The sequence below is a fragment of the Streptococcus pseudoporcinus LQ 940-04 genome, assembly GCF_000188035.1.
GTDB classification, from domain to species: domain Bacteria; phylum Bacillota; class Bacilli; order Lactobacillales; family Streptococcaceae; genus Streptococcus; species Streptococcus pseudoporcinus.
The window spans coordinates 818,844-844,091 of sequence record NZ_AEUY02000005.1 but is presented as its reverse complement, the minus strand read 5'-3'; the positions used below and the strand labels follow the sequence as shown (position 1 = coordinate 844,091).

General features: G+C 36.5%; 28 protein-coding genes and 4 pseudogenes. 16 read left to right on the top strand and 16 right to left on the bottom strand.

What is annotated here, in order from left to right:
- Window positions 1-25: 25 nt before the first annotated feature.
- From STRPS_RS05500 to STRPS_RS05480, 5 genes and pseudogenes are all read right to left on the bottom strand, one after another.
- On the bottom strand, window positions 26-472 hold the full coding sequence (locus tag STRPS_RS05500; RefSeq protein WP_007892289.1) for a dUTP diphosphatase: 447 nt from the start codon (window positions 470-472) through the stop codon (window positions 26-28).
- Between the two features lie 96 nt (window positions 473-568).
- Window positions 569-1,714: pseudogene (locus STRPS_RS05495) on the bottom strand (tyrosine-type recombinase/integrase).
- Between the two features lie 90 nt (window positions 1,715-1,804).
- Window positions 1,805-2,767, bottom strand: coding sequence for a P63C domain-containing protein (locus STRPS_RS05490; protein ID WP_007892401.1), 963 nt, complete (start codon window positions 2,765-2,767; stop codon window positions 1,805-1,807).
- 175 nt (window positions 2,768-2,942) lie between these two features.
- Complete coding sequence (locus tag STRPS_RS05485; RefSeq protein WP_007892280.1) at window positions 2,943-3,218, bottom strand: helix-turn-helix transcriptional regulator; 276 nt, start codon at window positions 3,216-3,218, stop codon at window positions 2,943-2,945.
- A 418-nt stretch (window positions 3,219-3,636) separates the two neighbouring features.
- Window positions 3,637-4,185 (bottom strand): helix-turn-helix domain-containing protein, encoded by a 549-nt coding sequence (locus STRPS_RS05480; protein WP_007892389.1) that lies wholly within the window; start codon window positions 4,183-4,185, stop codon window positions 3,637-3,639.
- Between the two features lie 166 nt (window positions 4,186-4,351).
- Between STRPS_RS05480 and STRPS_RS05475 the strand changes: the two genes are divergently transcribed.
- From STRPS_RS05475 to STRPS_RS05420, 12 genes and pseudogenes are all read left to right on the top strand, one after another.
- Window positions 4,352-4,537, top strand: a complete 186-nt coding sequence (locus STRPS_RS05475; RefSeq protein WP_007892247.1) for a hypothetical protein — start codon at window positions 4,352-4,354, stop codon at window positions 4,535-4,537.
- Between the two features lie 11 nt (window positions 4,538-4,548).
- Window positions 4,549-5,178 (top strand): annotated as a pseudogene (locus STRPS_RS05470) (Rha family transcriptional regulator).
- 223 nt (window positions 5,179-5,401) lie between these two features.
- Window positions 5,402-5,641 carry a hypothetical protein gene (locus tag STRPS_RS05465; RefSeq protein WP_007892248.1) on the top strand — a complete coding sequence of 80 codons (240 nt, stop codon included), beginning with the start codon at window positions 5,402-5,404 and terminating at the stop codon, window positions 5,639-5,641.
- 187 nt (window positions 5,642-5,828) lie between these two features.
- On the top strand, window positions 5,829-6,161 hold the full coding sequence (locus STRPS_RS05455) for a hypothetical protein (protein ID WP_007892612.1): 333 nt from the start codon (window positions 5,829-5,831) through the stop codon (window positions 6,159-6,161).
- A gap of 1 nt (window position 6,162) precedes the next feature.
- Window positions 6,163-6,480, top strand: coding sequence for a hypothetical protein (locus STRPS_RS05450; RefSeq protein ID WP_007892369.1), 318 nt, complete (start codon window positions 6,163-6,165; stop codon window positions 6,478-6,480).
- Window positions 6,465-6,614 (top strand): annotated as a pseudogene (locus STRPS_RS10800) (phage replisome organizer N-terminal domain-containing protein); the annotation flags it as partial. The gene STRPS_RS05450 and the pseudogene STRPS_RS10800, both read left to right, overlap by 16 nt.
- A gap of 183 nt (window positions 6,615-6,797) precedes the next feature.
- A complete protein-coding gene (locus STRPS_RS10410; RefSeq protein WP_007892513.1) occupies window positions 6,798-6,992 on the top strand; it encodes a DnaD domain protein in 195 nt (64 codons plus the stop codon).
- Window positions 6,993-7,022: 30 nt separating this feature from the next.
- Window positions 7,023-7,394, top strand: coding sequence for a hypothetical protein (locus tag STRPS_RS05440; protein WP_232010994.1), 372 nt, complete (start codon window positions 7,023-7,025; stop codon window positions 7,392-7,394).
- Window positions 7,395-7,458: 64 nt separating this feature from the next.
- Window positions 7,459-7,947 (top strand): hypothetical protein, encoded by a 489-nt coding sequence (locus STRPS_RS05435; RefSeq protein WP_176602242.1) that lies wholly within the window; start codon window positions 7,459-7,461, stop codon window positions 7,945-7,947.
- Window positions 7,938-8,240: a hypothetical protein gene (locus tag STRPS_RS05430; protein ID WP_007892306.1), complete on the top strand. Its 303-nt coding sequence runs from the start codon at window positions 7,938-7,940 to the stop codon at window positions 8,238-8,240. The genes STRPS_RS05435 and STRPS_RS05430 overlap by 10 nt, the downstream gene beginning before the upstream one ends.
- Before the next feature lie 184 nt (window positions 8,241-8,424).
- Window positions 8,425-8,652, top strand: a complete 228-nt coding sequence (gene relB / locus STRPS_RS05425; protein ID WP_007892538.1) for a type II toxin-antitoxin system RelB family antitoxin — start codon at window positions 8,425-8,427, stop codon at window positions 8,650-8,652.
- Window positions 8,642-8,911 carry a type II toxin-antitoxin system RelE family toxin gene (locus STRPS_RS05420; RefSeq protein ID WP_007892295.1) on the top strand — a complete coding sequence of 90 codons (270 nt, stop codon included), beginning with the start codon at window positions 8,642-8,644 and terminating at the stop codon, window positions 8,909-8,911. Before relB ends, STRPS_RS05420 begins: the two co-directional genes overlap by 11 nt.
- 1,058 nt (window positions 8,912-9,969) lie before the next feature.
- On the opposite strand, the pseudogene STRPS_RS10405 reads toward STRPS_RS05420, so the two are convergent.
- Both STRPS_RS10405 and STRPS_RS05395 read right to left on the bottom strand, forming a co-directional pair.
- Window positions 9,970-11,412, bottom strand: a pseudogene (locus STRPS_RS10405) (IS1182 family transposase).
- Window positions 11,413-11,970: 558 nt separating this feature from the next.
- Window positions 11,971-12,330, bottom strand: coding sequence for a YbaN family protein (locus tag STRPS_RS05395; protein ID WP_007892340.1), 360 nt, complete (start codon window positions 12,328-12,330; stop codon window positions 11,971-11,973).
- A gap of 180 nt (window positions 12,331-12,510) precedes the next feature.
- On the opposite strand from STRPS_RS05395, the gene STRPS_RS05390 reads away from it, so the two are divergent.
- Complete coding sequence (locus STRPS_RS05390; RefSeq protein WP_007892530.1) at window positions 12,511-13,113, top strand: NADPH-dependent FMN reductase; 603 nt, start codon at window positions 12,511-12,513, stop codon at window positions 13,111-13,113.
- Window positions 13,114-13,131: 18 nt separating this feature from the next.
- Window positions 13,132-14,379 (top strand): NAD(P)H-dependent oxidoreductase, encoded by a 1,248-nt coding sequence (locus STRPS_RS05385; RefSeq protein ID WP_007892301.1) that lies wholly within the window; start codon window positions 13,132-13,134, stop codon window positions 14,377-14,379.
- Window positions 14,380-14,420: 41 nt separating this feature from the next.
- On the opposite strand, the gene STRPS_RS05380 is transcribed toward STRPS_RS05385, so the two are convergent.
- The 4 genes from STRPS_RS05380 to STRPS_RS05365 form a co-directional block, all read right to left on the bottom strand.
- Window positions 14,421-15,206 carry an epoxyqueuosine reductase QueH gene (locus STRPS_RS05380; RefSeq protein ID WP_007892547.1) on the bottom strand — a complete coding sequence of 262 codons (786 nt, stop codon included), beginning with the start codon at window positions 15,204-15,206 and terminating at the stop codon, window positions 14,421-14,423.
- A 98-nt stretch (window positions 15,207-15,304) separates the two neighbouring features.
- Window positions 15,305-17,089, bottom strand: a complete 1,785-nt coding sequence (locus tag STRPS_RS05375) for an ABC transporter ATP-binding protein (protein WP_007892374.1) — start codon at window positions 17,087-17,089, stop codon at window positions 15,305-15,307.
- On the bottom strand, window positions 17,089-18,801 hold the full coding sequence (locus STRPS_RS05370; protein ID WP_007892379.1) for an ABC transporter ATP-binding protein: 1,713 nt from the start codon (window positions 18,799-18,801) through the stop codon (window positions 17,089-17,091). Before STRPS_RS05370 ends, STRPS_RS05375 begins: the two co-directional genes overlap by 1 nt.
- Window positions 18,794-19,246, bottom strand: coding sequence for a MarR family winged helix-turn-helix transcriptional regulator (locus STRPS_RS05365; protein ID WP_007892252.1), 453 nt, complete (start codon window positions 19,244-19,246; stop codon window positions 18,794-18,796). The genes STRPS_RS05370 and STRPS_RS05365 overlap by 8 nt, the downstream gene beginning before the upstream one ends.
- 194 nt (window positions 19,247-19,440) lie before the next feature.
- Between STRPS_RS05365 and STRPS_RS05360 the strand changes: the two genes are divergently transcribed.
- Window positions 19,441-20,457: an NAD(P)H-dependent glycerol-3-phosphate dehydrogenase gene (locus tag STRPS_RS05360; protein ID WP_007892527.1), complete on the top strand. Its 1,017-nt coding sequence runs from the start codon at window positions 19,441-19,443 to the stop codon at window positions 20,455-20,457.
- A gap of 25 nt (window positions 20,458-20,482) precedes the next feature.
- On the top strand, window positions 20,483-21,391 hold the full coding sequence (gene galU / locus STRPS_RS05355) for a UTP--glucose-1-phosphate uridylyltransferase GalU (protein ID WP_007892351.1): 909 nt from the start codon (window positions 20,483-20,485) through the stop codon (window positions 21,389-21,391).
- 48 nt (window positions 21,392-21,439) lie between these two features.
- On the opposite strand, the gene STRPS_RS05350 is transcribed toward galU, so the two are convergent.
- From STRPS_RS05350 to srlA, 5 genes are all read right to left on the bottom strand, one after another.
- Complete coding sequence (locus tag STRPS_RS05350) at window positions 21,440-22,111, bottom strand: rhomboid family intramembrane serine protease (RefSeq protein ID WP_007892533.1); 672 nt, start codon at window positions 22,109-22,111, stop codon at window positions 21,440-21,442.
- The gene (locus STRPS_RS05345) at window positions 22,108-22,635 is read right to left on the bottom strand and encodes a 5-formyltetrahydrofolate cyclo-ligase (protein ID WP_007892543.1); all 528 of its coding nucleotides are present in this window, start codon (window positions 22,633-22,635) and stop codon (window positions 22,108-22,110) included. The genes STRPS_RS05350 and STRPS_RS05345 overlap by 4 nt, the downstream gene beginning before the upstream one ends.
- A 645-nt stretch (window positions 22,636-23,280) precedes the next feature.
- Window positions 23,281-23,646, bottom strand: a complete 366-nt coding sequence (locus tag STRPS_RS05340; protein ID WP_007892391.1) for a PTS glucitol/sorbitol transporter subunit IIA — start codon at window positions 23,644-23,646, stop codon at window positions 23,281-23,283.
- Between the two features lie 37 nt (window positions 23,647-23,683).
- Window positions 23,684-24,673, bottom strand: coding sequence for a PTS glucitol/sorbitol transporter subunit IIB (srlE, locus tag STRPS_RS05335; protein ID WP_007892281.1), 990 nt, complete (start codon window positions 24,671-24,673; stop codon window positions 23,684-23,686).
- A 19-nt stretch (window positions 24,674-24,692) separates the two neighbouring features.
- Window positions 24,693-25,241: a PTS glucitol/sorbitol transporter subunit IIC gene (gene srlA / locus STRPS_RS05330; protein WP_007892599.1), complete on the bottom strand. Its 549-nt coding sequence runs from the start codon at window positions 25,239-25,241 to the stop codon at window positions 24,693-24,695.
- Window positions 25,242-25,248 lie beyond the last annotated feature (7 nt).

Genomic DNA, 25,248 nt, shown 5'->3' with positions numbered 1-25,248 from the left:
TCTCTTTTCCTTATTAAAAGGCCCTTTAGTGTCCTGTTGACCCAAAGCCACCTGTACGAACACCATCTGCCTGATCATCGTCTGCTAGAAGGTAAGGTGCAAAAACCGCCTGAACAATCCGTTCGCCAACTTCTAGGGAAACTAGCTGATCGGTAATGTTTTTCATTTGTGCAAAAATGTGTCCCTCATTATTGTCATTATTATAGTAGTCCCCATCAATAACGCCAACAGAATTGATCAACACTAAGCCTTTTTTGCGAGGATTTGAAGAGCGATCATATAGATAAAGAACTTCGCCTGCCTGCATATAAGCCTTCACGCCGGTTGGAACTAAGCTTATCTCACCTGGACCAATTGTTGTAGCCTTGGCCACCTTTAAATCATAACCTGCTGCATGTTTTGTTTCTCTTTTAGGTAATAGCTGAGCAGCATCAGCATATTCCGTAATTAACTCAAAGCCACGAATTTTCATAATGTTTTATCCTTTTCTTTCTATAAATGCTATTATATCAACGTTCGCAAGACCTTTATAATATCTATTTCGATTTTTTGTGTACCTTTTTTCGTACTAAATGCTATTAATTGCTTTTTCGTAATATGAAACTGCTTCTTTTTCTTTATCTTTTGATAAGTGAGAATAGATATCTAAAGTCATGGCTATATTGGAATGGCCTAGTCTATATTGTAATTCTTTATATGAGATACCCGCGTTTAGTAACAAGCTTGCATGAGTATGACGGAAAGCGTGGAAGGTAAAATGAGGTATCCCTAAACGTTCGCAACTACCATTTAAGTTGTTTTGAAGTGTTAACCCTGAGATATATTCCCTTGTAGGAGTTGCAAAAACTACTTTTGGAGCTTTCTCGTCTACCTCGTGGAACAATTGTCTTTGTCGCACTTGATAAAGCCTTAGCATGTTAACGGTAGCTTGGTCAATGCTGATCACGCGCGTGCCTGCTTTAGTCTTTGTGGTGCTTACAAGTCGCAATTCTTGGCTAAAACTCTTGTTTATATCAATTGTAGCATTCTCTAGGTCAATATCAGACCATTCTAAAGCCACCGCCTCACCAATACGTAATCCAGTAGCGAGTAATAGCTTATAAAAAAACAAATTCAACATGGTAACGATAACGCCTGAAAGATTGCTTTTCCATGAATTCAAGTAATTTTTTCAAATCTTTATTATCTATGAACTTAACACTGTCACGCCCTTGCTTTTGCCTCTTAGGTAGTATGACATCACGAGCAGGATTGAACGGAATTATATTTAATGATACACCATATTTCAGTATACGGGTATTGATTGAGTTTACAGTTCTAAAATTGACTAATTCACTAGAGAGTTTATTAACAAAAGACTGAATATCTGTATTAGATATTTTATCAAGCTTCATTTTTCCAAAGTAAGGTAACAAGTGGCAATTAATCAGACGGGAAGTCACCCTATAAGTTTGCGGTTTAACTGTAAGCTTGTAGCTTTCTAACCATAAGTCAACTAATTGATCATAAGCCTTAACTTGTACTTTCCTTGAAAGCGTCTCACCATTTAACCGAAACTCATCTTAGCTAACTTGATATTGTTCTTTAATGCTTTCTTAGTTCGTCCTGACACACTAGTTCGTGCTTTATTACCCGTAACTTTATCAACACCTAGATAAACTTGAGTACGGTACATGATTGTGCCGTTTTTCTTTTTGTATTCTGTTATTTTCATATTTACACCTTTTTCTAACTACCGCAGGCAAGCTAAAAAATTAGATAAGGTATCCGTAGTTGGCCTTAATAAGATTAAAGGATACTAGACTTATTCGAATTCCTCGAAAAGTGAAAGTTGATTAATAGCTTCTGGCCTTTTTTTGTTTTTCACTTCAACTAATTGATTATCCTCAAAATCTAATTCAAGTTCTAACTGTTCGCTTTCAGAGTATTTCCTTTTGAAAAGTTTATCAAACTCATCTTTATTATCTGATATTGACATTAATGTCGTAACTTCAGTAATTTGTCTTTTCAAATGCTCTTTTCCAATGTCCGGTGTAAGAGCTTGATGCCATCTATATTTATAATTCCCATCAGAACCTTTTTGGGCTTTTTCTTTGATTGCTTCGACGACACTTTTTGGCATTTGGGAATATATGTATTTATTTGTTAATTTGCCAATAAATTGCGGTTTTCTGGCTATATTTTTTACTGTAAAAGGTACTCCCCAAAGTCTAAATAGTTCTTTGTAAAAATCATCAGTAAAAGTGAGTTGCCATTTTAGTATTGCTTCTGATACATAAGCATTAAGTATTTTCTGAAGCTCAAATCGTTCTCTTTCATATTGATAGCCAGTCGCTTCATCAATAAGTGCCGAAATTCCTACCCTCGCAAAACCCCTCATTAATATCTCAGCTTGTTGTGCAATTATTTGTTGTCTAGGGGCTAGCTTAATATTATTTCTAGCATCTAAAAAAGCTTCACAAATATCTGCAAGAATTTCTGCATTATAACCATTAATTTTTGCTGAACCTTTATAACATACTATTGGGTCAAACGTGGACCTATCCTTATCCTTATAAATAAAGGGTTCTAAAGATTTTTGTTCAAGATAACGGCCCAGTCTATTTCCCGAAACTTGAGAGATGCTATCTTCATCAACCATTTTTAATGCACTTTGAACTCCTCGACCAGATAATACTCTAGTTCCGTCTTCTAAAACATAACAGGGTATTGAATACCCTCCTAAATTTAGAATACCTTCATAAGCTACTTTATTATTTTTTTCCATGAGGCTACCTTTCTTCAATACAAAAGAATGTAATGTTTTTTCCTATACTTTACTATTCTATTTATTAGAAAATACTTGTTTGAGTTTTTAATTGATTAACTTTGTAATGCTTTAATAACCTGTAATTCATACGTACTTTGAGGTCCACTCGTTTGAGTTGATTTATCTTTTAAATTTATAACTTGTACCAGTTCTTGTTATACCATTCACGTACGGCATCTCTTGGAAAGGCTAATCTTCTTCCGTATCCTCTATCAATTTTAGGAAAATCTTTCCGATAAATAAATTCAGGTAAACGACTCGTAGAGCAACCGAGCAATGTAGCCAACTGTTTTTGATTAAGTTCTAGTGGAAGTGTTTGATCAATATCTATAACTTTTGTCTTCTCAATGATTGCAGACTGAACCATATTTCCAATTTTGTCAGCCATTTGTTGCATTAACTCATCCATATTTTATATCTCCTTAATAAAGAAATAGATAATTTAAACTTGTGATTAAGTTATTTTCAGGAAATGAATAGGTAAACGATATAGCAGAAAGTGAAGCTTAGTAGATATTTAAGCATTGATAAATCGTTATGTAAGGAATAATTCAATGAAGCAAGTAGCAAGACAATAACTACCATTACTTCCAAAGATAATTTTTTGTTCAATTTCATACTGTACCTCGTTACAAAATCGGAATTTTCGGAATCCTTAAAGAGTGATTAGGTGGCGCGTGTGGTTAGTCTATATTTATAAAACAAAAAACACATAACCGACTAAGGTAAAAAGTGAATTTTAAATTATAAGCATAGGAAAACTCATTGGATATCTCTTTTTATTCTATGTAATTGGCGTTACTGAATGTTGGAATGTTGGCGGGTGGTTAGTCTTCGGGTGGGGTATATTTTGCAAGGTTATATGAAGATAACACTTTGATTATTCCTATTAGACTATCCTGCTCAGCTTCTTTCAATGTAGACCAATAAAGAATTAATTTAACAACACTGTCGGGCAATCCCCACAAATTTTCATTTACATTACCCATTGCTACCCTTACAGCCGTTTCTTTATCCCAATCACCACCCCTTTCATCAACTTGTGAGTATTCTTTTATAAATTCTTTCTTTAAAAAATTACGTACAACGTGGAGATTTTTTTCTCCTATCGTATCAATAGAATTAAGAATATCAACATTAATAGAAAAAGTATCTTCATTTTCTTCGAAATATTCATCAGTATTTTTATAATCTGTATAGCCTAAAAGATAACCGACAGACACACTAAAATAATCAGCTAACATTTGAGCTTTCTCAGGTTTTATTTGTGTTCCATTTTCCCAATTTTGAATGGTTCTATAATGTACTCCTATTTTTTTGGCTAATTCTTGTTGGGTTAAGGAACTCTCTTCCCTTAACTTTTTTAGTCTATTCATATATTAAGCACCTTTCGTATAAGATTATAGCATGGTTAAACCATTTTACACAATTAATATGTGTGAAATTTCAAAAATTAAAACCTTGACACACAATTTAATTGTGCTAAAATGAAATAAATACATAATAAAATTGTGTAAAAAATAGAATAATTGGAGGAAAACAATGCTTATTACTATTAAACACGCTGAAAAAGTCAGAGTTAAACGAGGACGTCTCGACTTAACAAAGTCAGAGACCGCTAAACGTATCAACGTAACACCACGAACATTACAAAAGATTGGGCAGGGCGATTATGACGCACCTAAAAAAATCTTTGCCAGCGTTATGAACTTTTTAATTGAAGACTAGAGAGGAGACCTATGGAACTAGTTTATTTAGACGGGAAGAAAGAGCCCTATACTCTTTCAAATATTGTAGCAGAGTATGCTGATATAAAGCACCATACAGTAACGAGGTTATTACGCGATTATAAGAAAGATTTTGAACGTTTTGGAGTTCTTGGATTTCAAATCCATAAACCTAACAAATAAACTTTAGGCGGACGACCAACCAAAGGTTATCAATTGAACGAGCAACAGGCTACGTTATTAATTACTTACTTACGCAATACCGAGCCAGTGAAACAATTTAAATCTGACTTAGTTAAAGCATTCTTTGAAATGAGGGAAGAACTTACTCAAATCAAAATGCAACGAGCTTTAGAAGCTCCAAAGCGTAAAACACTCAATTAAGCTATAAAAGAGTGGCCTAGCGCACCCAAGTTTGCATATTCAAATATCTATAATCTAATCTTAAAAGCCGTCACAGGCTTCAATAGCAAGCAATTAGTGAGCATACGAAATGGCAAATCAGGACTTGAATGCTTACACTTGGAAGAACTCAAACAATATGTAAGTCTTGAGGACATGGCAATTGCAATGATTAAGCTTGATTTTGAGTATCAAGATATTAAGACAATGATTTTAAGAAGGACGCTGGTAGGCGCGTGATTGCAACAAAAAAAGCCTTTAAGTTTGGCGACTGACAAGGCTTTAAAATATGAAAATAATAAAATACAAATCCACCGCAGGCAAGCTAAGGGATTAGATATATTTTTTATTAGTTACATTATACCATAATTGACTAATTTTGACCATACGAGAGGTGACTAACCTTAAATAGTATACGTATAGAAAACAACCCGACCAAAATAAATAAAATAGGAGAAACAAAATGAAACATGAAAAAAATGAAGTGTTTGAAATCAGAGACTACTTAATAGTGAACAACTACCCGCAGGGGTTAATTAACATTCTTGATGATTATTTCACAAATAAAGCAATAACTCTTGAAGAAGTGCAAGAAATGATGACGCAGGATAATTTTGCTAAATTAGTGGATAACTACCAGATAAGAGGTGCTAAACGTGAACTAACTTTTAGGGAGGCAATGCAATGCAAGAACTCAATCTAACACCTATGGAATATCTAATCACACTATTGGCACTACTTCTTCTCATGGTCATTCTGAGCCGTTTTAAGAGCCACACAGTCGTTTACATAGAAGATGATAACCATACACAAATAAGACCAGTGGGCACGCGCTACGGGGCTTACATTCAATCACAGGGAAACTACTATAATTAAGGGGGAAATATCTATTGAAAAAAATGCCACAAAACACTAAACGAGTTTTACAACTTATCCCAACAGGTAAAGACAGAACTATCACAGGTAGTGAAATTGCTAACCCGACAAAACAAAGTCTCAGGACAGTCCAAGCTATCATTAGACGCTTGATCATTGACTATAATATCTGTATTTGTGGCAGTCGAGACTATCAAGGCGGTTATTATATTCCAGCCAACGATACCGAGCGACTAGAGGGCGTAAGAGCATTATACAGTCAGCAACAAGAAGAAGAAAAACGAATAACAGTTTTAATGAACTCAAACCTAAACGAGCATGAGCAATACTTGAAAGGGGGTGCATAGTATGACTTGGCTATCTAAAGAAGCAGAAAATGAAATCAAGCAGGAAGTGACAATCACTGTATCAACGTTCTTTGACAATTACACTAGACCAGAGCCACGACTTTTAGGTTTGATCACGCAGGCAGACCTTAAGAAAGAACTTGGAATAGAATACAAGACGCTTAAACGATGGGAAGAGAACGGCTTCAAGCGTTACATTCCACCGCTTGAAGATACAAGAAAGGTATTTTATCGAGTGTCTGACATCTTAGCATTTTTTGGGGGTAAAATAGTGACCGAAAAAATAAAACTAAAAAAACTAAAATCTACTTTTGGCTAAAAGTTGATAAAAAATTCTTTGACAACATCTTTATTAAACGCCTAAAGTCAATCCAAGGCGGTTATACCATGACAGTTATCTACATCAGATTAATGTTAGAAAGCTTAGCTGATGATTGTGTTCTCTACTATAAAGAAAGAAATATATATTGACAATTTTGACATTTCTCAAAAACTAGAAAAATCTGAAAATTATTCTGATTACTTAAGTGATGACTTTCTGATTAATTCTGATGATGAAACTTTTATCAAAGAACTTACTCAATATTATTTTGAGAGACAACCAAACCCCTATGAAATAAATACCATAAAAAAAGATTGGCCTCTACCGATAGGGAACTTATCCATATCGCTTACCAACAAGCAGAGTTAAACAATACTAATGACTTAGGATATATTGTTGCTATCTTAAACAATTGGGAAAAATTAGGTATTAAAAAATTAGAGGATTGGGAAGTTCACGAAAAGGAAAGAGAGGACTTAACCGAAGATGATAATGATCTCCCTTTTTGAAATTAGCTATCATTGTGAGGGGTTCCCATAATGATACAAACAAATATAGAATTATTCACTACACGCGCCTCTGGCAGATATAAAGGAATGCTAGAGGGCATAGCACAATGGTTTGAAAACCTAGAAGGATATTACAATATGGAAACATATAACTTTGATGATAAATACACAACTAAACGAGTAGCACAGTTACAAGACATGGATAAACAAGACCTCATTAATTTAATGGCTAAGTATGAGTTGGAACTATTAGATTATGCTGATAGACTTCTAAGTGAAGAACCAATAAGTATGGACGCAGGCACAGGTTGCGGTACTGTACAACTATTAGGGCAATCAGTAACCGAGCTAGTAAGCCAGTTAGATAAAGATAAGGAATATAAGGGTATCTATTCAATATAAGGCAATGGAACGGGTTAACCGTTCTTTGTCATTTATCCCAATAGTTTTGGGTTGTTTGAAATATATGAAACTAATAACGATAAAAAATATTATTAAGCCAATGAAGCTAGCAAGTTATAGTAAAGCCGTAGGCGACCTTTGGGACAATCAAATAAAGATAGACCTAGATAGACTAACAATTACTTACATGAGCCAAGAGATAGCTTTAGAAGCTTTAAAAGGAACACTTGGGGGAGTTCATTACTTCTTTATCTGTACTGATTGTGGTAAGCGTCGCATAAAGCTTTATCAAACTAAGTTAGGTTTACGTTGTGGCGCGTGTGTTGGTATAAATAAGTCAACACTTAACCGTAGCAAGACCGATTGTGTTTACTATTGGGAACTTGCATTTAAAGAGTGTTTAAAGGTTGACCCGAAAGCTACACACAAACGAGGTTATTATAGCTACGAGGACTTTCCTAGCCGTCCTAAATACATGAAGCGAGAAAAGTATTTCAAGCATTATAAGAAGTTCTGTTATTATATGAATAAGGGGGATAAGCTTTGGCTATAACCAAGATACTACAAAGCTACTTAGCTTTTAAACGTGTATCTAAGCAATCTGACAAACCTTTTTCCATTCATGCAAGAAAGCTTGCTAAGGTCATTAATGAAGCAATCAATAGCCTAGATGGTAGTAAAAGGTCTATCTTAACCAATCAGTATCTAACACCGAAAAAGCACAGGAAGACCCGTGTACAGTATTGCAAGAAAAAGAACATCACGATTGAAGAATATATCACATTGAGGCAGGAAGCTTTAAATGACTTTGAAAGACATTACTACAATCAACTACATGAACTTTGATTATGCTATACTACTATCTAGCAATACTTTAACTATTAGGGAGTGACTTAGGTTACTTCCTTTTATTGTTTACAAGCAACTATACAGAAACATATATAACACTAAAACATCATTATCTTATCGATTGACAAGATTAAAATATTGTATTACAATGTATTACATAAAGGGTAGGAGGTATAAAGTTATGACTACCATATCATTAAGATTAAATGAACAAGAAGAAAAACTTTTTAAAAGCTATTCTTTTCATACAGGAAAAACATTATCAGAGCTATTTAAAACATCTTTAAAAGAACAGATTGAAGATCAATTAGACTATGAAGAAGGTATAAAAGCTCTTGAAAGCTTTAAAAAGAACCCAGTTACTCATAGCATTGATGATATTATCATGGAGCTAGAGAATGACCTATAAGCTAGTTATTAGTGATGATGTCAAAAAGCAATTAAAGAAAATGGATAAGTATGTCGCTTTAATGCTTGTTAAGGATATGAAGAAGCAATTAGACAACCTTAACAATCCGAGACAGTTGGGTAAAGCTTTAACTGGTCAATACAAAGGATTATGGCGATATCGTATAGGTAACTATCGTGTTATTTGTGATATCATTGATGATGAATTAGTTACAATCGCTATCAGTATTGGGCATAGAAAAGACATCTATAAAAAATAGAGGGATTACATTTAGTAGTTCCCTTTTGTTTTTTCCGTATCATTGCTTATACAAAGCGATATGAGACACGTTTTTATATGGTGGATAAATTTATATCAGATTACCAATCAAGTGGCTTACAACGCAAGTTAGAGCGTCTCACAATATAATAAAAGCAATCCTATTCCTTGACTGGTTGAAACTTTGTCTTTTGGAAATAATCGGAACTAATTTGTATTGTTGAAACCATACAATAGTGTTATAAATTATTGTTTATTTTGTATTAATCACACGCAATACATTAGTATAGTATCAGACTACCCCACTTCTTTTTATCGGGGCTATGATTAAGTTTAAACTAAAGAACGCACCCTCTTTTGTGCAAAAAATTCCCTTTTTAAAATTTTTAAAAAGATTAAAAGCTATTATTGTAGGCATTTATTGATGGATTAAATACATTATACTACCCCAACGGGCAACAAAAAAGCCACTGATTAAACAGTGACTAACTCTGATAAGGCGTAAAACCGCCTCACGAAAAGACCGACTTCAATATATATTCACCTAACATTATTATATCATATATGGCTAATAAATGCTAAGTTTCAACCCTCTTTAAATTAACATAATGCTAGTCATATCAACTGATACGGACAATCATTCACTTAAAAACTTTCCCTTGGCTCAGAATGGCAATGTCAGTATTAAAGTAGGCTAATCTTTTCATTATTTTTCATTTTGCTGACTTTTGAAATACTAGAAAACAGTAGAGTATCAAGGTATAAAGATAACCTTAAACCTGACTACATGAAAAAGGGGGCTATCCCTACCTACCCCACCCCCATTTTGTGAGCTTCCCGCCGTATTGTACATTTTTATTCACGTTAGGATATAGAGCAAAGTTGAGCAGGACAGGAACCAACATTATTAACTAAAAGAGTTGATACTATTGATAATTTATCTTGTTGAGTCTTTTTTGAAGTTGATATTATGAATAAACTAACTATTGTAGCCATTTTGGCTATTATCGTTACGTTATATGCTTGAAATAGAAAAAAATAAGCACCTCATAAGGTGCATCAGATTGAAGACAAACTAGTGACATTGCTAGTTTGTTTTTTATTGTTTCGCCTAAATTTCACTAAAATCAGATAAATAATGCATTTAGGCCCAAAATAAAAAGGCCTTCCAGCCATCATTTTAACCCATTTTTTGAGATTTAGGCACGCTAAAGTCAGTCCAACTTTAGCTTTCATTTTGGACTTTCCAATTTCTCTAGTATAACGAAGGTTGTGGTATTCTTTAGCCGTTCCAAAAAGTCGCTCAATACTCTGTTTGCGCTGTTTATAGAGTTCTTTCATACCACTTTGATGCCGAACATCCTCACAAATATCCAGGTAGTCTTTCCAGATATGTCGGGTCACTACCTTTTGGTGATTCTTACTGTCAGTACAAATTCCTAGACGGGGACAAGAAGCACAAATTTCGGGGGCACTTTTATATTCTCTATAGCCAGATCGATTTGTTGTTGTATAAGACAATACTTGGTGTTCAGGACAAAGATAACACTCATAATAGGAATCATAAATAAAATCATTTGGTCTTAAATTGCCTTTCTTACCACGAGGCCTAGTATAGGGGAAAACAGGTCTCACTTCATTATCCAAGAGTAACTTGGCAATACTAGGAGTCTTGTAGCCAGAATCAGCGATAATAAAGTCTGGCCGGAACTCTTTTATCTTCTTCCAAAGTGCAGGAAATGCTTGACTATCATGAGTATTTCCTGCATCTACAGTATAGGCTAAGACCCAACCATTCTTATCGCATGCCACTTGACTTGTGTAAGCAAAGACATCTTCATGTTCTCCCTTATGATACCAACCACTTTCAGGGTCGGTCGTAGAAACTTTCTTATTTATGGGCTCTTTTTCTTTGACGAGCCCTAGCGACTTTTTTTCATGTTTCTCCCTGTCCCTAGCAATTTCCAGCTCCAACTGGTCATTCATAAACTTAGCTTATCTATCAACTTTCTGATTGCTATATTTGTGACTGTTGGCAGCTGCCTTGATATGAGTGCCATCCACAAAAATTTCAGTGGGATCAATCAGCCCAGCAATTAAGGCATAGCCCTAATATATGAGAAAAGATGGCTTCAATCACTTGTTTATCTTGAAAACGACGACTGTAGTTCTTGCCGTAAGTAGTAAAATGAGCTACCTTATCTTCCAATGTCAATCCAAAAAACCAGCGGTAAGTCACATTCACTTCTATCTCTTTAATGGTTTGTCTCATAGAACGAATACCAAAGAGACATGGATAATAGGGACTTTAACTAACATCACTGGATCTAAACTAGGACGCCCATTATCAAGACAATAACTATCTGTCACTAAGTCATAAATAAAAGAGAAATCAATAGCTTGATCAATTTGACGAAGCAGATGATCTTCTGGAACTAACTCATCTAGGGTATAAAAACCGACTTGATTGCGATTGTAATTAGGATTTTCTTTGTGAAACATAGAGAGCACCTCACAATTATTTTTACTATTATTATACTCCTAAGAAGAGAAAATCTCTCACTTTTAATGACGATTGTGATGTTTTTCCCAGTGGCATGAGTGGCTTATTTCGAATTAGAAAAGCCACGACGGAATTTTTTAGACCGGGGCTAAAAAATGAGTAATGGAATTCCGAAGGAAGTCGCTTACGTCCGAGCCACTTGTGAAAAACATCAAAAAGAGTGAAGACAGGGACTTTGTCTTCACTCTGAAGCACCTCATAAGGTGCCTTTTTTCTTGCCTGCGGACTCATAATTTTATGTACCTTTTTTCGTACTTTTGTGTACCCTGAAATGAAATGTAATAACTAATAAAATTTTTATTTAGCCTATTATATCAATAATAGCCAACTGTATGGAAAATTATAAAATAGCCGAAAAATAAGCCACGAATTTTCATGATGTTTTATCCTTTTCTCAACAAAAATGATTCTCTCTATTATAAGTTATTCGTAAAAGAATAGCAAAAATGACCACAAAAAAACATTTAATTATAGTAGCTAATTAAATGTCACAAGTCTCATTTTTCTGGAACAAATCGAAATAATACCACTGACATAATAGTCGTCATGGCAAAGAAAATGATTTTCATCCAAATGAAGGGCATAAAAATAATCGAGATTCCCATTAATATCCAGACTTGAATCAGAATTTGTTTTTTACGAGCACGCGGGATAATCCGCGTTTCCAGATAGTCACCTACGTAGTATTTGTACACTTTGGTACTACGGAGCCAGTTGTTAAAGCGATCAGAACTACGTGAAAAGCAAAAACCTGCTAGTAAAAGTAGGGGAGTTGTTGGTAATAGGGGTAATGGTATACCTAAGATGGCTAAAGCAAAACTAAGGCAACCAGCAATAATGTATAATGTTTTTTTCATGATCATCCTTTGCATTTTTTACCATTATATCAAAAAAAAGCTGTCCTTGCTCTGCTTGTGTATTCCAAACTTAGACAATTTATAAATGAATAATTCAGAAAATAATTGATATTATTATAATAAAGCGTTATCATGTAAATGAGAGAAAACTCTTGAAATTTCAGAAATAGAGGAAACGCTATGAAACTCATTGGTCTTGTTGGTACAAATTCAAGTCGCTCAACTAACCGTCAGCTTCTCCAATACATGTCAAATCATTTTGCGGATAAGGCAGAAATTGAATTAATGGAAGTCAAAGATCTCCCCCTTTTCAATAAACCTGCTAATAAGGAGTTGCCTGAGATGGTCACTGAAATGGCTGGCAAAATTGAGGAAGCCGATGGGGTTATTATTGGAACACCTGAATACGACCATTCGATTCCAGCCTCATTAATGAACGCCTTAGCATGGTTATCTTATGGTATCTATCCATTACTTGGGAAACCAGTTATGATTACTGGGGCTTCTTATGGAACCTTAGGGTCATCGCGGGCTCAACTGCAATTACGCCAGATTTTAAATGCTCCCGAATTAAAAGCCACCGTGCTTCCAGATGAATTTTTACTTTCTCATTCCTTACAAGCATTTGATGCTAATGGTAATTTATTTGATTTAGAAACCATTCAAAAACTAGACGCTATCTTCGATGATTTCCGTATCTTTGTTAAGATCGCCGGAAAATTATCACACGCTCAGGAACTTTTGCGTAAAGAAGCTGAAAACTTTGACTGGGAAAACTTGTAAGAAGAAAGGATACTATCTATGAAATTTGTTGCTATTGTTGGCTCAAATGCAGATCAATCTTATAACCGTATGTTGTTAGAGTTCATGAGACGCCAATTTAAATTAAAATGTGACATTGAAGTTTTGGAAATTAAGGATATTCCAATGTTCAATCAAGACCAAGATCAATCTGATTCCTTTGCCATTAAATACCTCTATCATAAAATCACACGTGCTGATGGGGTTATTATTGCAACACCTGAACATAATCATACCATCACACCTGCTCTTAAAAGCACACTAGAGTGGTTATCTTTCAATTTACACCCACTCGAAAACAAGCCAATTATGATTGTTGGAGCTTCCTATTATGACCAAGGAACCTCACGTGCCCAAGTCCACCTTCGTAAAATTTTGGAAGCTCCTGGCGTCAATGCATTCACTCTTCCAGGAAATGAATTCTTACTAGGGAAAGCAAAAGAAGCATTTGATAACGACGGAAATATTATTAACGAGGGAACTGTGACATTCTTAGAAACCTGTTTAGACAATTTCATCAAATATGTTGGTGTTGTATCTGCTTTAAGGAAGCCAAAACCGATTGAAAAAGAAGATTTGGACTGTAATAATCCTATTGCAACGACCATTACTGGAGTTGATCCCGATGATCCAGAATGGGTTGAAAAAGCCGCAAAATTGGTAAATGCTGTAGAAGGGGACACCTATGTTAAACTTGATCATGGTATTTTGACTGTTGATCAAATCAATATGTTCTTAAAAGCTATGCCATTTGAATTAACCTACTCAGACGACAATAATCAGTTCCTCTACTACAACAATGCTCATCAAGATCCCGAAACCATGTACGCTAAGCGCCTCCCTTCACAAGTTGGAAATCGCTTATCAACCGTCCACGGTTCTTTGCCACCTGCTCGAATGAAAAATGTAGAATGGGTTGTTGGTTCCCTTCGTAATGGTAACGAAGAATTTGTTCGGACAATTGTTCCTGGTTCTCCAGCAGAGGTCATCAATACCCATAATTATCAAGCCATGTATTATCCAGATGGTTCTTTCTCAGGTATCAATGAAATTGTCTTCAACTTTAAACCTTGGCTAGATTGGTATTTAAAGGAAACTGGTCAGCATTTAGTAGGTGGAAAAGCTAGCGCAGTTCCCGGAGGTCACTCAGCTGTTGATGCGACATCTGGTGCTTCTGAGTCTGGTGGTGCAGCTGCTACCCCAGTAGTTGCTGAAGCTGATGCCACATCTGGCGCCTCTGAACACTAAGGATTTATTAAAAAACAACTTTTATGGCAAAAGTTGTTTTTTTATTTGTTCTTAAGTTCTTTTCCTTGGTAGATAAATGGAATTGTTACCGAAGATTCTGATTCTTCTAGGCTTTGTTGACTGTCTAAATAAGCCTTTGCATTCATCTTGACTTGTTTTAAATCAACACCTTGTGACCTAGCTGCGTAGACACAGCCGCAGTAACATTGACGATAAATATCATACTCTTGACACATTTGAACCGAGCGACGGTAACCATTATTTTTCTTAAAGTCACTTGGAAGATACTTGGTCCGGTAACATTTTTGAATATCAATCCCAATTTGATTAATCAAACTAGCATTTTTATGAGGACTTATCGTCAGGGCACTAGCAAAATAGTCAAAGTCCAGTTCTACAGCTTTGCAGGCTGTTAAATCCAGACGATAATCAAAACAGACGCGACACCGTGCACCACCCTCAGGCTCGTCTTCAAGTCCTCTTACTTTTTTGATATAGTTATTGGGTTGATAGAGCTCTTCTATATAGGCAACATCATGGCCAGTCTTTTCATTAAATGCCTTGATAAATTCTTGTGTGACTAATGCTCTTCGTTGATATTCTGTTTTAGGATGAATATTAGAATTGGCAAAGTAGACCGTTATATCAGCAAAATCAGCCAAATATTCCAAACTGTACGTTGAGCATGGAGCACAGCAAACATGCATGAGAATCCGTGGTCTAATCTCTTTCTTTAACCAATCCTTCCGCATTTCTTGCATGAGTTTGTCATAGTTAATCTTTTGATTTGGCTTGGCCTTACTCAATACATCTTCAACGTTAATCATTTTAATTTTCCTTTACTGTACAGTCTTTCTTATTGATAGGATACTATAAGTCACTGTGTAAATCAAAAAAAGTTGAGAAGAAACTCAACTTTTTTATCTTATTCAAAGACAAACTGGTTGTGGTAAAGTTCTGAATAGAAACCTTTTTGCTGTAAGAGTTCGTGATGATTTCCTTGTTCAATAACCTTACCATCTTTAAGAACAATAATTTCATCTGCATTCAAAATTGTTTTCAAGCGGTGGGCGATAACAAAGCTGGTTCTACCAGCTACAATAGCTTCCATCGCTTTTTGAATCTTACTTTCGGTTACGGTATCAACGTTGGAAGTCGCTTCGTCCAGAATCAAAACTTGGGGATCAGTCAGTAATGTTCTGGCAATTGAAATCAATTGTTTTTGCCCAGTTGAGAAAATATTCTCATCGTCTGTGACCATGGTCTCATAACCTTCAGGAAGTGACTTGATAAATTCATGTATGTGGGTGGCACGCGCAGCGATTTCTACCATCTCCTGACTAATACTCGCGTCCCCGAAACGAATATTATCAGCAATTGTCCCAGAAAATAAGACGGACTCTTGCAAGACAATACCAACATTTTTACGAAGGCTATCAAGGTCATAATCACGGATGTCAACCCCATCAAAGGTAATAGAACCACTGTCAACATCATAAAAACGATTAATCAAGTTCATAATAGTGGTCTTACCTGAACCCGTCGGCCCAACAACAGCAACCATTTTGCCCTTAGGAGCTTTTATGGTCACGTCAGAAAGCACTTTTTTGCCAGGTTTGTAACCAAAATCAACATGGTTAATAGCGACCTCTTCTTTTAACTCGGTAAAAAGCGGAGCATTTTGAGGTCTGATTTCCTCAGCCTCATCAAACATTTCTTGGATACGGCTAGCGCCTGTGAAGGCTAGCTGTAGTTCGCCCCAGGATGCAGCTACCTGCATAATTGGCTGGTAATATTGCTGTGAAAATTGGACAAAGGTCACAACTAAACCAAGCCCAACAGCCATTGAAATGGATTTGTCATTAAGAACAATACTTGACCCGATAAAGATAACGATTGCCGTGTTTAGTAAGCTCATTCCGTTCATAACTGGAAAGAGCAGACCCGCAAAAAGACGACCTTTGAAGGTTGCAGCTCGAACCTTTTCGTTATGCTCTACGAAACCATCAATTGTTTCTTCTTGGACACCCTGAACAATGATTGCTTTTTGACCAGAAATTTTCTCATCCATGTAAGCATTAAGTGCCGATACTTCTTTTTGTTGAATATCTGTATACTTCCTAGCCAGACGGATAATTGCGATCAAAAAGATAAGTGCAAGAGGCGTTGTTGCCATTGTTAAAAGAGCTAAGCGAGTGTCTTGACGGAACATCATCCAGACCAAACCAATGTAAAGAGCAATATTGGTCACAACTTGGACTAACGATTGGTTAAGGGAATTCTGGATATTATCTAAATCACTGGTAAAACGAGAAAGAATAGCGCCATCTTTGTGACTATCAAAGAAAGAAACCGTTAAGCGTTCCAATTTCCCAAACAATCCTTTACGCATCCGGTTGGTTGAGTGCGCTACAATACGTGTAAAGAGTAAACTATATACCAGATTAGCTAGAGCTGTGAAAAGATAGGCCAACAAAAGTTTGGTCATCACAGTCATAAAAGCAGAAGTATCAGGCTTATAGCCGGACTGACCAGCCATTTTGGCTGCGTAATATTTTTGACCAAGCTTACCAAGCTCAGTTAAGGATTCTCCGAGAAAAACGGGGGCCTTTACTTGGAGGTAGGTAGCTAGAATAATGGCAATCGCTATAAAAATAAAAGAAATCTTATAACGTTTAAAATAAAACCAGAAAAAACGTGCTGTCTTCATTACTCTTCCTCCTTACCTTTCTGTGTTTCATAAATTTCACGATAAACAGCGTTACTTGCAATTAAATCCGCATGCTTACCCTGACCGATCAATTGACCATTGTCAAGAACCAAAATAGTATCGGCTTTTACCACAGATGAAATTTTTTGTGCAATAACAATTGTTGTTGTATCTTTTAGATCGTGATTTAGGGCATTTTGAACTAATTTTTCAGATTTAGCATCCAAAGCCGACGTTGAATCGTCTAATACTAAAATCTTCGGATTATTGATAACCCCACGCGCAATGGACATCCGTTGCTTTTGACCACCTGAGAAGTTATTGCCACGTTCTTCAACCTGACTCTCATAACCATCATCCATACGATCAATAAATTCCCTGGCCTGAGCAATCCTTGCTGCATTTTGCATAGCATTAAAATCTGCCTTAGCGTTACCTTGACGTAAATTTTCAGCAATCGTACCGGAAAAGAGAATGGCTTTTTGCAGAACAATAGAAATATTCTCTTTCAATGTTTTCTGGCTTAGGCTCTTGAGGTCCTTACCACCAACTAAGATACGACCTTTTTGGGGATCAAATAAACGTGGGATTAGTTGTGCCAATGTTGATTTACCAGCACCAGTAGCTCCAACAACACCAACCATTTGACCAGATTCAATAGAGAAAGAAATATCCTTCAAAGTAGGTTCAGCTTCATTAGGGTAAGTGAAACTAACATGTTCAAAGACGATCTCACCAGAAATTTCCTCTGCTTCTTCACTGTCAATGTAAGTCATAGCAGGTTCCGTTTCAAGAACTTCTTTAAGACGGCCAATGGAGATAAAGGCCCTGCTTGCTTGCATACCCATGAAACCAACCATAATGATTGAGAACATAATCTGCATCATATAGGTCATAAAGGAAGCGATACTGCCAATAACTGTCGGCTCTGTCTTAACCATTCCAGAAACAATTAAAATGGAAACATAGACTGCCAGATAAGAGACCAACATCAAGGCTGGCTGCATCATTGAGAAACCATAGCCAATAAAAAGATTTAACCCAAGTAGCTCATTTGATGTCTCCTTGAACTTAGCATATTGCTCACGCTCTTGAACGAATGATTTAACCACACGAACACCACGAAGGTTTTCTTTTGCAATGCGGTTAATCTTATCCATCAAGGTTTGAAATTTACCAAAACGTGGTCCCATCTGACTCATAACTAAGGCCATAATAATAGCAATCAAAATGACCATTAAGACCAAAACCCACCATAGTTTTGGTAAGGTTTGGACAGCCATGTAGAAGGCACCAATAAATAAAATTGGTAGCCGGAAGAGAACTTGAAAAAGCATCATGACCAAATTTTGGATTTGATTCACATCATTAGTCATTCGAACCACTAAGTTTCCTGCATTGAATTTTTCAACATTTGCATAAGAAAAACTTTGTATTTTACGGAAAGTTTCTTCCCGAATATCTGCCGAAACGCCTTGAGCGATTTTAGCTGATAAAATGGTATTGACTGTTCCTGCAATTAAACCAATCCCAGCAATAATCAGCAATAAAACCCCAACTTGCGCAATTTTTTCTTTATCATTTTTAATAACAGCCTCTAGGACATCTTTCAGATAATGTGGCTGTAGCAAGGTGCTAGCTACCACACCAATAATCATCACAAAAGAACCTAGTGCATACCATTTGTATTTAAGAATGGCCTTTTTAAGCATCTTCTTCTCCTTTTTTATAGTCAAGCATATTTTGTTTGAGTTGATCTATCACTTTTCGGACAACACAAAATTCTTCCATCGAGATTTCCTTAAAGAAATAGTTTTCAACATCTTTACGACATTCTTGTAAAAGTGGCAACTTCTCTACCCCTTTTTCTGCCATTACGACTTGTTTATAACGCTTATCTGTCTGAGAGGGTATGACTTTGATGAAACCATTTTTTTCCATCCGTTTAACAAGATTACTAGCAACTGATTTTGAAATTCCAAGCTCTGTTTCGATGTCTTTAACAAATAGTTCTCTTTCAACATTCCTACTCAAGAAGATTAAAACATGCCCTTGAGGTCCTGCTAAATGAGCAAGATTATACCTTTTGGCAATTTCTTCACTAATTTGTTCTATTTGATGAGTTAAGTCTCTTAGATCAGCAATAATCCGTGACATTCGCATCCTCCTTAGTTCTCATGATGACCATTTTAGTTCTCTTAAGAACTATTGTCAAGGAAAACGTCTTTTAATATTAAGAAAAATGAGATTACACTTCCACCCTATTCTCATAGGTTTTCTATCCCTTTTTCTAATAGAGTAATAATAGCTCTTATGATATAATGAAGTGATGACTCTTAAAGGAGATAGAAATGAAAAAAGAAAAAATTGCAGTATTGGGACCGGGTTCATGGGGGACCGCACTTGCACAGGTTTTAAATGACAATGGCCACCATGTGTGCCTTTGGGGGGACTCTCAAGAACAAATTGATGAAATCAATGCCACACATACTAATAGCCGTTATTTTAAAGATATTATTATTGATGAAACTATTAAGGCGACAACTGATTTAAAAGAGGCACTGGAAGATGCCAACGCTATTTTATTTGTTGTCCCAACTAAGGTTACCCGTTTAGTAGCTAAGCAAGTTGCTAAAGTCTTAGACCATAAAGTCATTATGATGCATGCTTCAAAAGGGCTCGAACCTGGTAGCCATGAGCGTCTTTCAACGGTAATTTCTGAAGAAATTCCAGCCCATTTACGGAGTGATGTGGTTGTTGTATCTGGACCAAGTCATGCCGAAGAAACTATTGTCCGTGATATTACCTTAATCACCGCTGCATCCACAGACTTGGAGGCCGCTAAATATGTCCAGTCTATTTTTAGTAACCACTATTTTCGCCTTTACACTAACAAAGATGTCATCGGTGTTGAAACTGCTGGTGCCCTTAAAAATATTATTGCTGTCGGCGCAGGGGCACTACATGGTTTAGGTTATGGTGATAATGCTAAAGCAGCTGTCATTACACGTGGGCTTGCTGAAATCACCCGTCTTGGTGTCAAACTTGGTGCTGATCCCTTAACTTATAGTGGACTATCGGGTGTTGGAGACCTTATTGTCACTGGTACTTCTGTTTATTCTCGAAATTGGCGCGCCGGTGATGCACTGGGACGCGGGGAAAAATTAGAAGATATTGAGCGCAATATGGGAATGGTTATTGAGGGTATTTCTACTACAAAGGTAGCCTATGAAATCGCGCAAGAACTAGGTGTCTATATGCCGATTACCACTGCAATTTATAAATCTATCTACGAAGGGGCAGATATTAAAGAAAGTATCCTTGGCATGATGTCTAACGAATTTAAATCCGAAAATGAATGGCACTAATTTCTATTATCAAGAGGAGGCGTAAATGACTAAAGTAAGAAAAGCAATTATTCCGGCAGCAGGTTTAGGAACGCGTTTTTTGCCAGCAACCAAGGCCTTGGCTAAAGAAATGTTACCTATTGTTGATAAACCAACAATTCAATTCATTGTTGAAGAAGCTCTCAAATCTGGTATTGAAGAGATCCTAGTTGTAACTGGTAAAGCTAAACGCTCTATTGAAGACCACTTTGACTCAAACTTTGAATTGGAATACAATCTGCAAGCTAAAGGTAAAACTGAGTTATTAAAATTAGTTGATGAAACAACCTCAATCAACCTACACTTTATCCGTCAAAGCCACCCACGTGGATTAGGCGACGCTGTTTTACAAGCTAAAGCCTTTGTTGGCAATGAACCATTTATTGTGATGTTGGGCGATGACCTAATGGATATCACAGATAATAAAGCTGTTCCATTAACCAAGCAACTTATGGACGACTACCAAACAACTCATGCTTCAACCATCGCTGTTATGAAGGTCCCACATTCTGACGTTTCCTCTTATGGCGTTATCGCACCACATGGTAAGTCTGTCAATGGTTTATACAGTGTTGATAATTTTGTTGAAAAACCAAAACCAGAAGATGCTCCAAGTGACCTAGCCATCATCGGCCGTTACCTGCTAACTCCAGAAATTTTCGGCATCCTTGAAAACCAAGCTCCCGGTGCAGGAAATGAAGTTCAATTGACTGACGCTATTGATACACTAAATAAAACCCAACGTGTCTTTGCTCGTGAGTTTACCGGTCAACGTTATGACGTGGGTGACAAATTTGGTTTTATGAAAACATCAATCGACTATGCTCTAAAACATCCTCAAGTAAAAGAAGACCTTAAAGACTATATCATCAAACTTGGGCATGCTCTAGAAACTAATCCAAAAACCAAAGACTGATACAATAAATAAGCAACTACTAGTTTGTAGTTGCTTATTTATATAACCTTAGATAAAAATACCTACTAAAATAAGGGTACTTATTATCCCGTAGACTAAACTTGCTAAAAGTTTTTGCTTTTTAGTTACTAACAACGGAGCGACCTGGTTCGATAGAAAAATAGCAGCGAGACCACCACCAAGGACCCCACCAAGATGTCCTGCCAAGCTAACATTAGGCATAAAGATATTCATCACTAAGTTTAGTATAATCAAGGTCTGATAAGACTTGCCAAAAGTTCTCAACTGTGGGTTCTCACTGAAAATGCCCAAAACCACAATTGCTGCAAAAATCCCAAATAGAGATGTTGATGCGCCCGCAGCAACTACGCCGGGACTTAATTGCAAGGTAAGGAGATTTCCCATAACTCCAGATAAAAGGTAGAGAAGAAAGAAATTTTTTGATCCCCAAATCTTTTCTGCTAATTGACCAATATAAAATAAGGTTAGTGTGTTTAAAAGGAAATGTTGCCAACCAATATGAACAAAAATCGGGGTCAAGAGACGCCAGATTTGGCTTGGCGCAGCTTTAACAGCTAAACCAAACATCCCACCAAAGTGAAAAACGGCTTGCGGGGTTCTAGCTGCTTGTCCATAATAGTATTGCATGGCTAGAAAAACCAGAATGGTAAGGACTAGGAAGAAACAAGTAACTGGACTTTTTTTCAAATGATAGGTCATCTTACAAGAACCTCCTGAACAGCAATATCATAGGGCTCTGCTTGAAAATCACTTTGTTGACAATCATAGATAGTACTCATGGTTGCTCCTTGATAATCACTCAGATAACGATCGTAGTAGCCCGCACCATAGCCAATCCTATAACCCTCAGCATTAAAAGCAACACCTGGAACGTGTATCATATCAATATCCTTTTTAGGTATGGCTATTTCACTTGTTGGCTCAAGCAAGCCAAAAGAGCTCCTCTCAAGATTTTTTCGGTCATAAACTACAAAAATCATCCGTCCTTTTGGATAGGTCTTAGGTATTAAAAGTAATTTCCCGTCACTAAGTGCCTGTTTAATAAGAAGACCAGTTTCATACTCAGTTGGCATAGCTAAGTAGGTAGCTATGACTCTGGCTTGTTGATAGGCAGATGTTGAGATCATGGCCTCTAGCAAAGCTAAATCTTTCTGATGCTTTTCTTTTTTGTCCATCACTTTTAGAGTCGCTAGGACCTCATTACGAATATCTTTTTTTATCATAGGCTTATTTTACCACAATTTCAGCAGTTAGAAAGGTTTCTCATACTGTACTGACAGTTATCAAAACAAGAATTGAAAGTCGCCAAATTCATAAAATCCCTTTTTATCTACATTATTCGAACAATTAACTATAGGGGCATCCTCCTGATAAACTATCAAGCACTTAAGGCTTAGCTCGGCTTTCTCCTAGATGAATTGAAAGGTGGACTTCCCAATACCACTACCTTAAGTTACTCAAAAGTGAAACCAACAAAAATTCTTTGACATTCATTTAAGAATTGTTTAAGGTAGTGATAGTATAGTATAGTCATTCCTAAATAACGGTCTCCTAAACCGTGGGGATAAATAAGTTCCTACTTCATTTATCCTTTTCATAAATCTCCAAGGTAACTCGCTTCGGGTTACCTTTTTTGGTTTATTGAGATAATCGTTTATATCAATTTTCTCAAATTGAAGGTATTTGAAAAGTATCTTAAGGTCTCCTTTTACCTAACAAAGAAAGCAAAGCGACACATCTGTCAAACTTCTTTTCTTGCAACTCTATAAGGATATGGTTATTTTCAAGTTATTTTTTTGACCTAAAAAGCCCCGAAGGGCTGAATCCATTTTAGGGATAGTCGAAACGGTAAACCAATAGGAACTATTTTAATCTGTGAAGAGAACACGACTCCCCAGCTCTATCTTTGGCGAGGTGGAACCAAATACATGTAAGGTACCCGGCAGTGAGGCTTGATTTGCTCCATCAAAAGAAATAGTGATGTGCCCAAGATTTTTGAGATTTTTACTAACCAGACTACCAACAGCTGTAATGTGGTAGTCCTCATTATCAATCAAGACCTTTCCTCCAGGCTTAATCTCTCCCAGAAGCTTTTTATTATCAATAGTGTAACAAAACTCAGCAAGATCTTCTGGAGCTCCTTGTCCAAAAAGAATCAGCATATTAGCACTCCTAACCATTTCTTCTGCTTCTGGTCCAACTGCTATGATATTGGTTTCAAATATTGTAACCATTTTAACTTCCCTTCTTTTAACTTTCATGACAAGTATTTTACTGATAAAGGCCTATGCTAGCAATCCATGCCATAATAACACGAGGTACTCCATTTAAGAAACGTGAGTAGAGGACAGATGGCACGCCCACTTCAACCGTTTCTGAATCTGCTTCAGTTAAACCAAGTGCAACTGGGATAAAATCACAGCCATTTTGTGTGTTGATAGCAAATAAAGCTGGCAAGGCCATTTGTGGTGGAATATGCCCCTTACCAATTTCAACACCAATTAAAGTTCCAATAATTTGTGAGATAACAGCACCCGGTCCTAATAGTGGTGATAAAAATGGTAACGAACAAATGAAACCAATGATAACAAGTCCCCAGATGTTTCCTGCCAGAGGAACCATTAATTTGGCTAACCAATTACCAACTCCTGACCCTTGGATAATCCCAATTAAAAGAGAGACAAAAGCCATAAAGGGTAAAATGGTGTTTAACATGGTTTGAATGGCATCACGAGCTGCTTGGTTAAAGGTGGCAACTACTTTACCAGCACCCATACCAATGCGGGCAACAAAGCTAGAATCTGCCCTTTGTTCTGTTATTTTTTTGCTGGTGTCATAGCTCCCCTTTGAGGAAGGTGCTTGATTGAGCTGACTAAGAGGTACTGTTTCATCAGTTGTTGAAATTTGATTAGGGCCTACGGCTGAGACGTAAATATCTTCTGTAATATATTGTGCCAAGGGACCACTTTTTCCTGTCGCAACAATATTAATTGTAGGAATACCTTTTTTAGGATAAATCCCACAGCGTAAGGTTCCACCACAGTCGACAATTGCTAAGGCAATTTCCTGATCAGGAATGGACGTTTTAAAACCATTGATAGCTTCCATACCTGTTAATGAAGCAATTTTATCAACAATTTCTGGTTTTTCGCCCCCACCAGTGATGTAGATGAATTTATGCTTGGCTTCAGTTGGTGTAATAACGAGTGGGCCACCATAACCACCACTACCTTTAACAACTTTTATACTTTGATAAACCATTTTCTTAAGCTCCTTTTTCTTAATCAAGTTTCACCGTTTTACTTAGAGTCACCCCTTGTTGCTTAGCAACGTAAGCAGTGGTAAAATCAGTTACCCAGCCACCAATAAAGTTCATGATGAGACCTACAAGTAAGTAACGAATGGCTAATTCCATTTGACTTAGTCCTAAGGTTTTAATACCTGTCGCAATACCTAACCAAACAAATAATTCACCGGGATTAATATGGGGAAAGACACCATTTGAAGTATGACAAAATTGCATTTGAGAAGCAACATAACTAGGTTTATAATATTCAGGCATAAAACGCCCCATACTGATAGCCATTGGATTTCCAAGCATAAAAGCTGAAATAAAGGGAAGAATCATGTAACGGCTAATAGGATTTTTTGCTGATACGGCTGCTAGCTTATTTACACGCTCCTCACCTAATAAGGCAATAAAGGCATTCATAGCAACTAAGAGCATTAATACTACAGGAACAATACCTGTCATCCAACTAATAAAGGTTTCACCACCTAATTGGAAAAGTTTCATAAAGCCTTCTGCAAATCTTGTAATATAATCCATTTTAAAC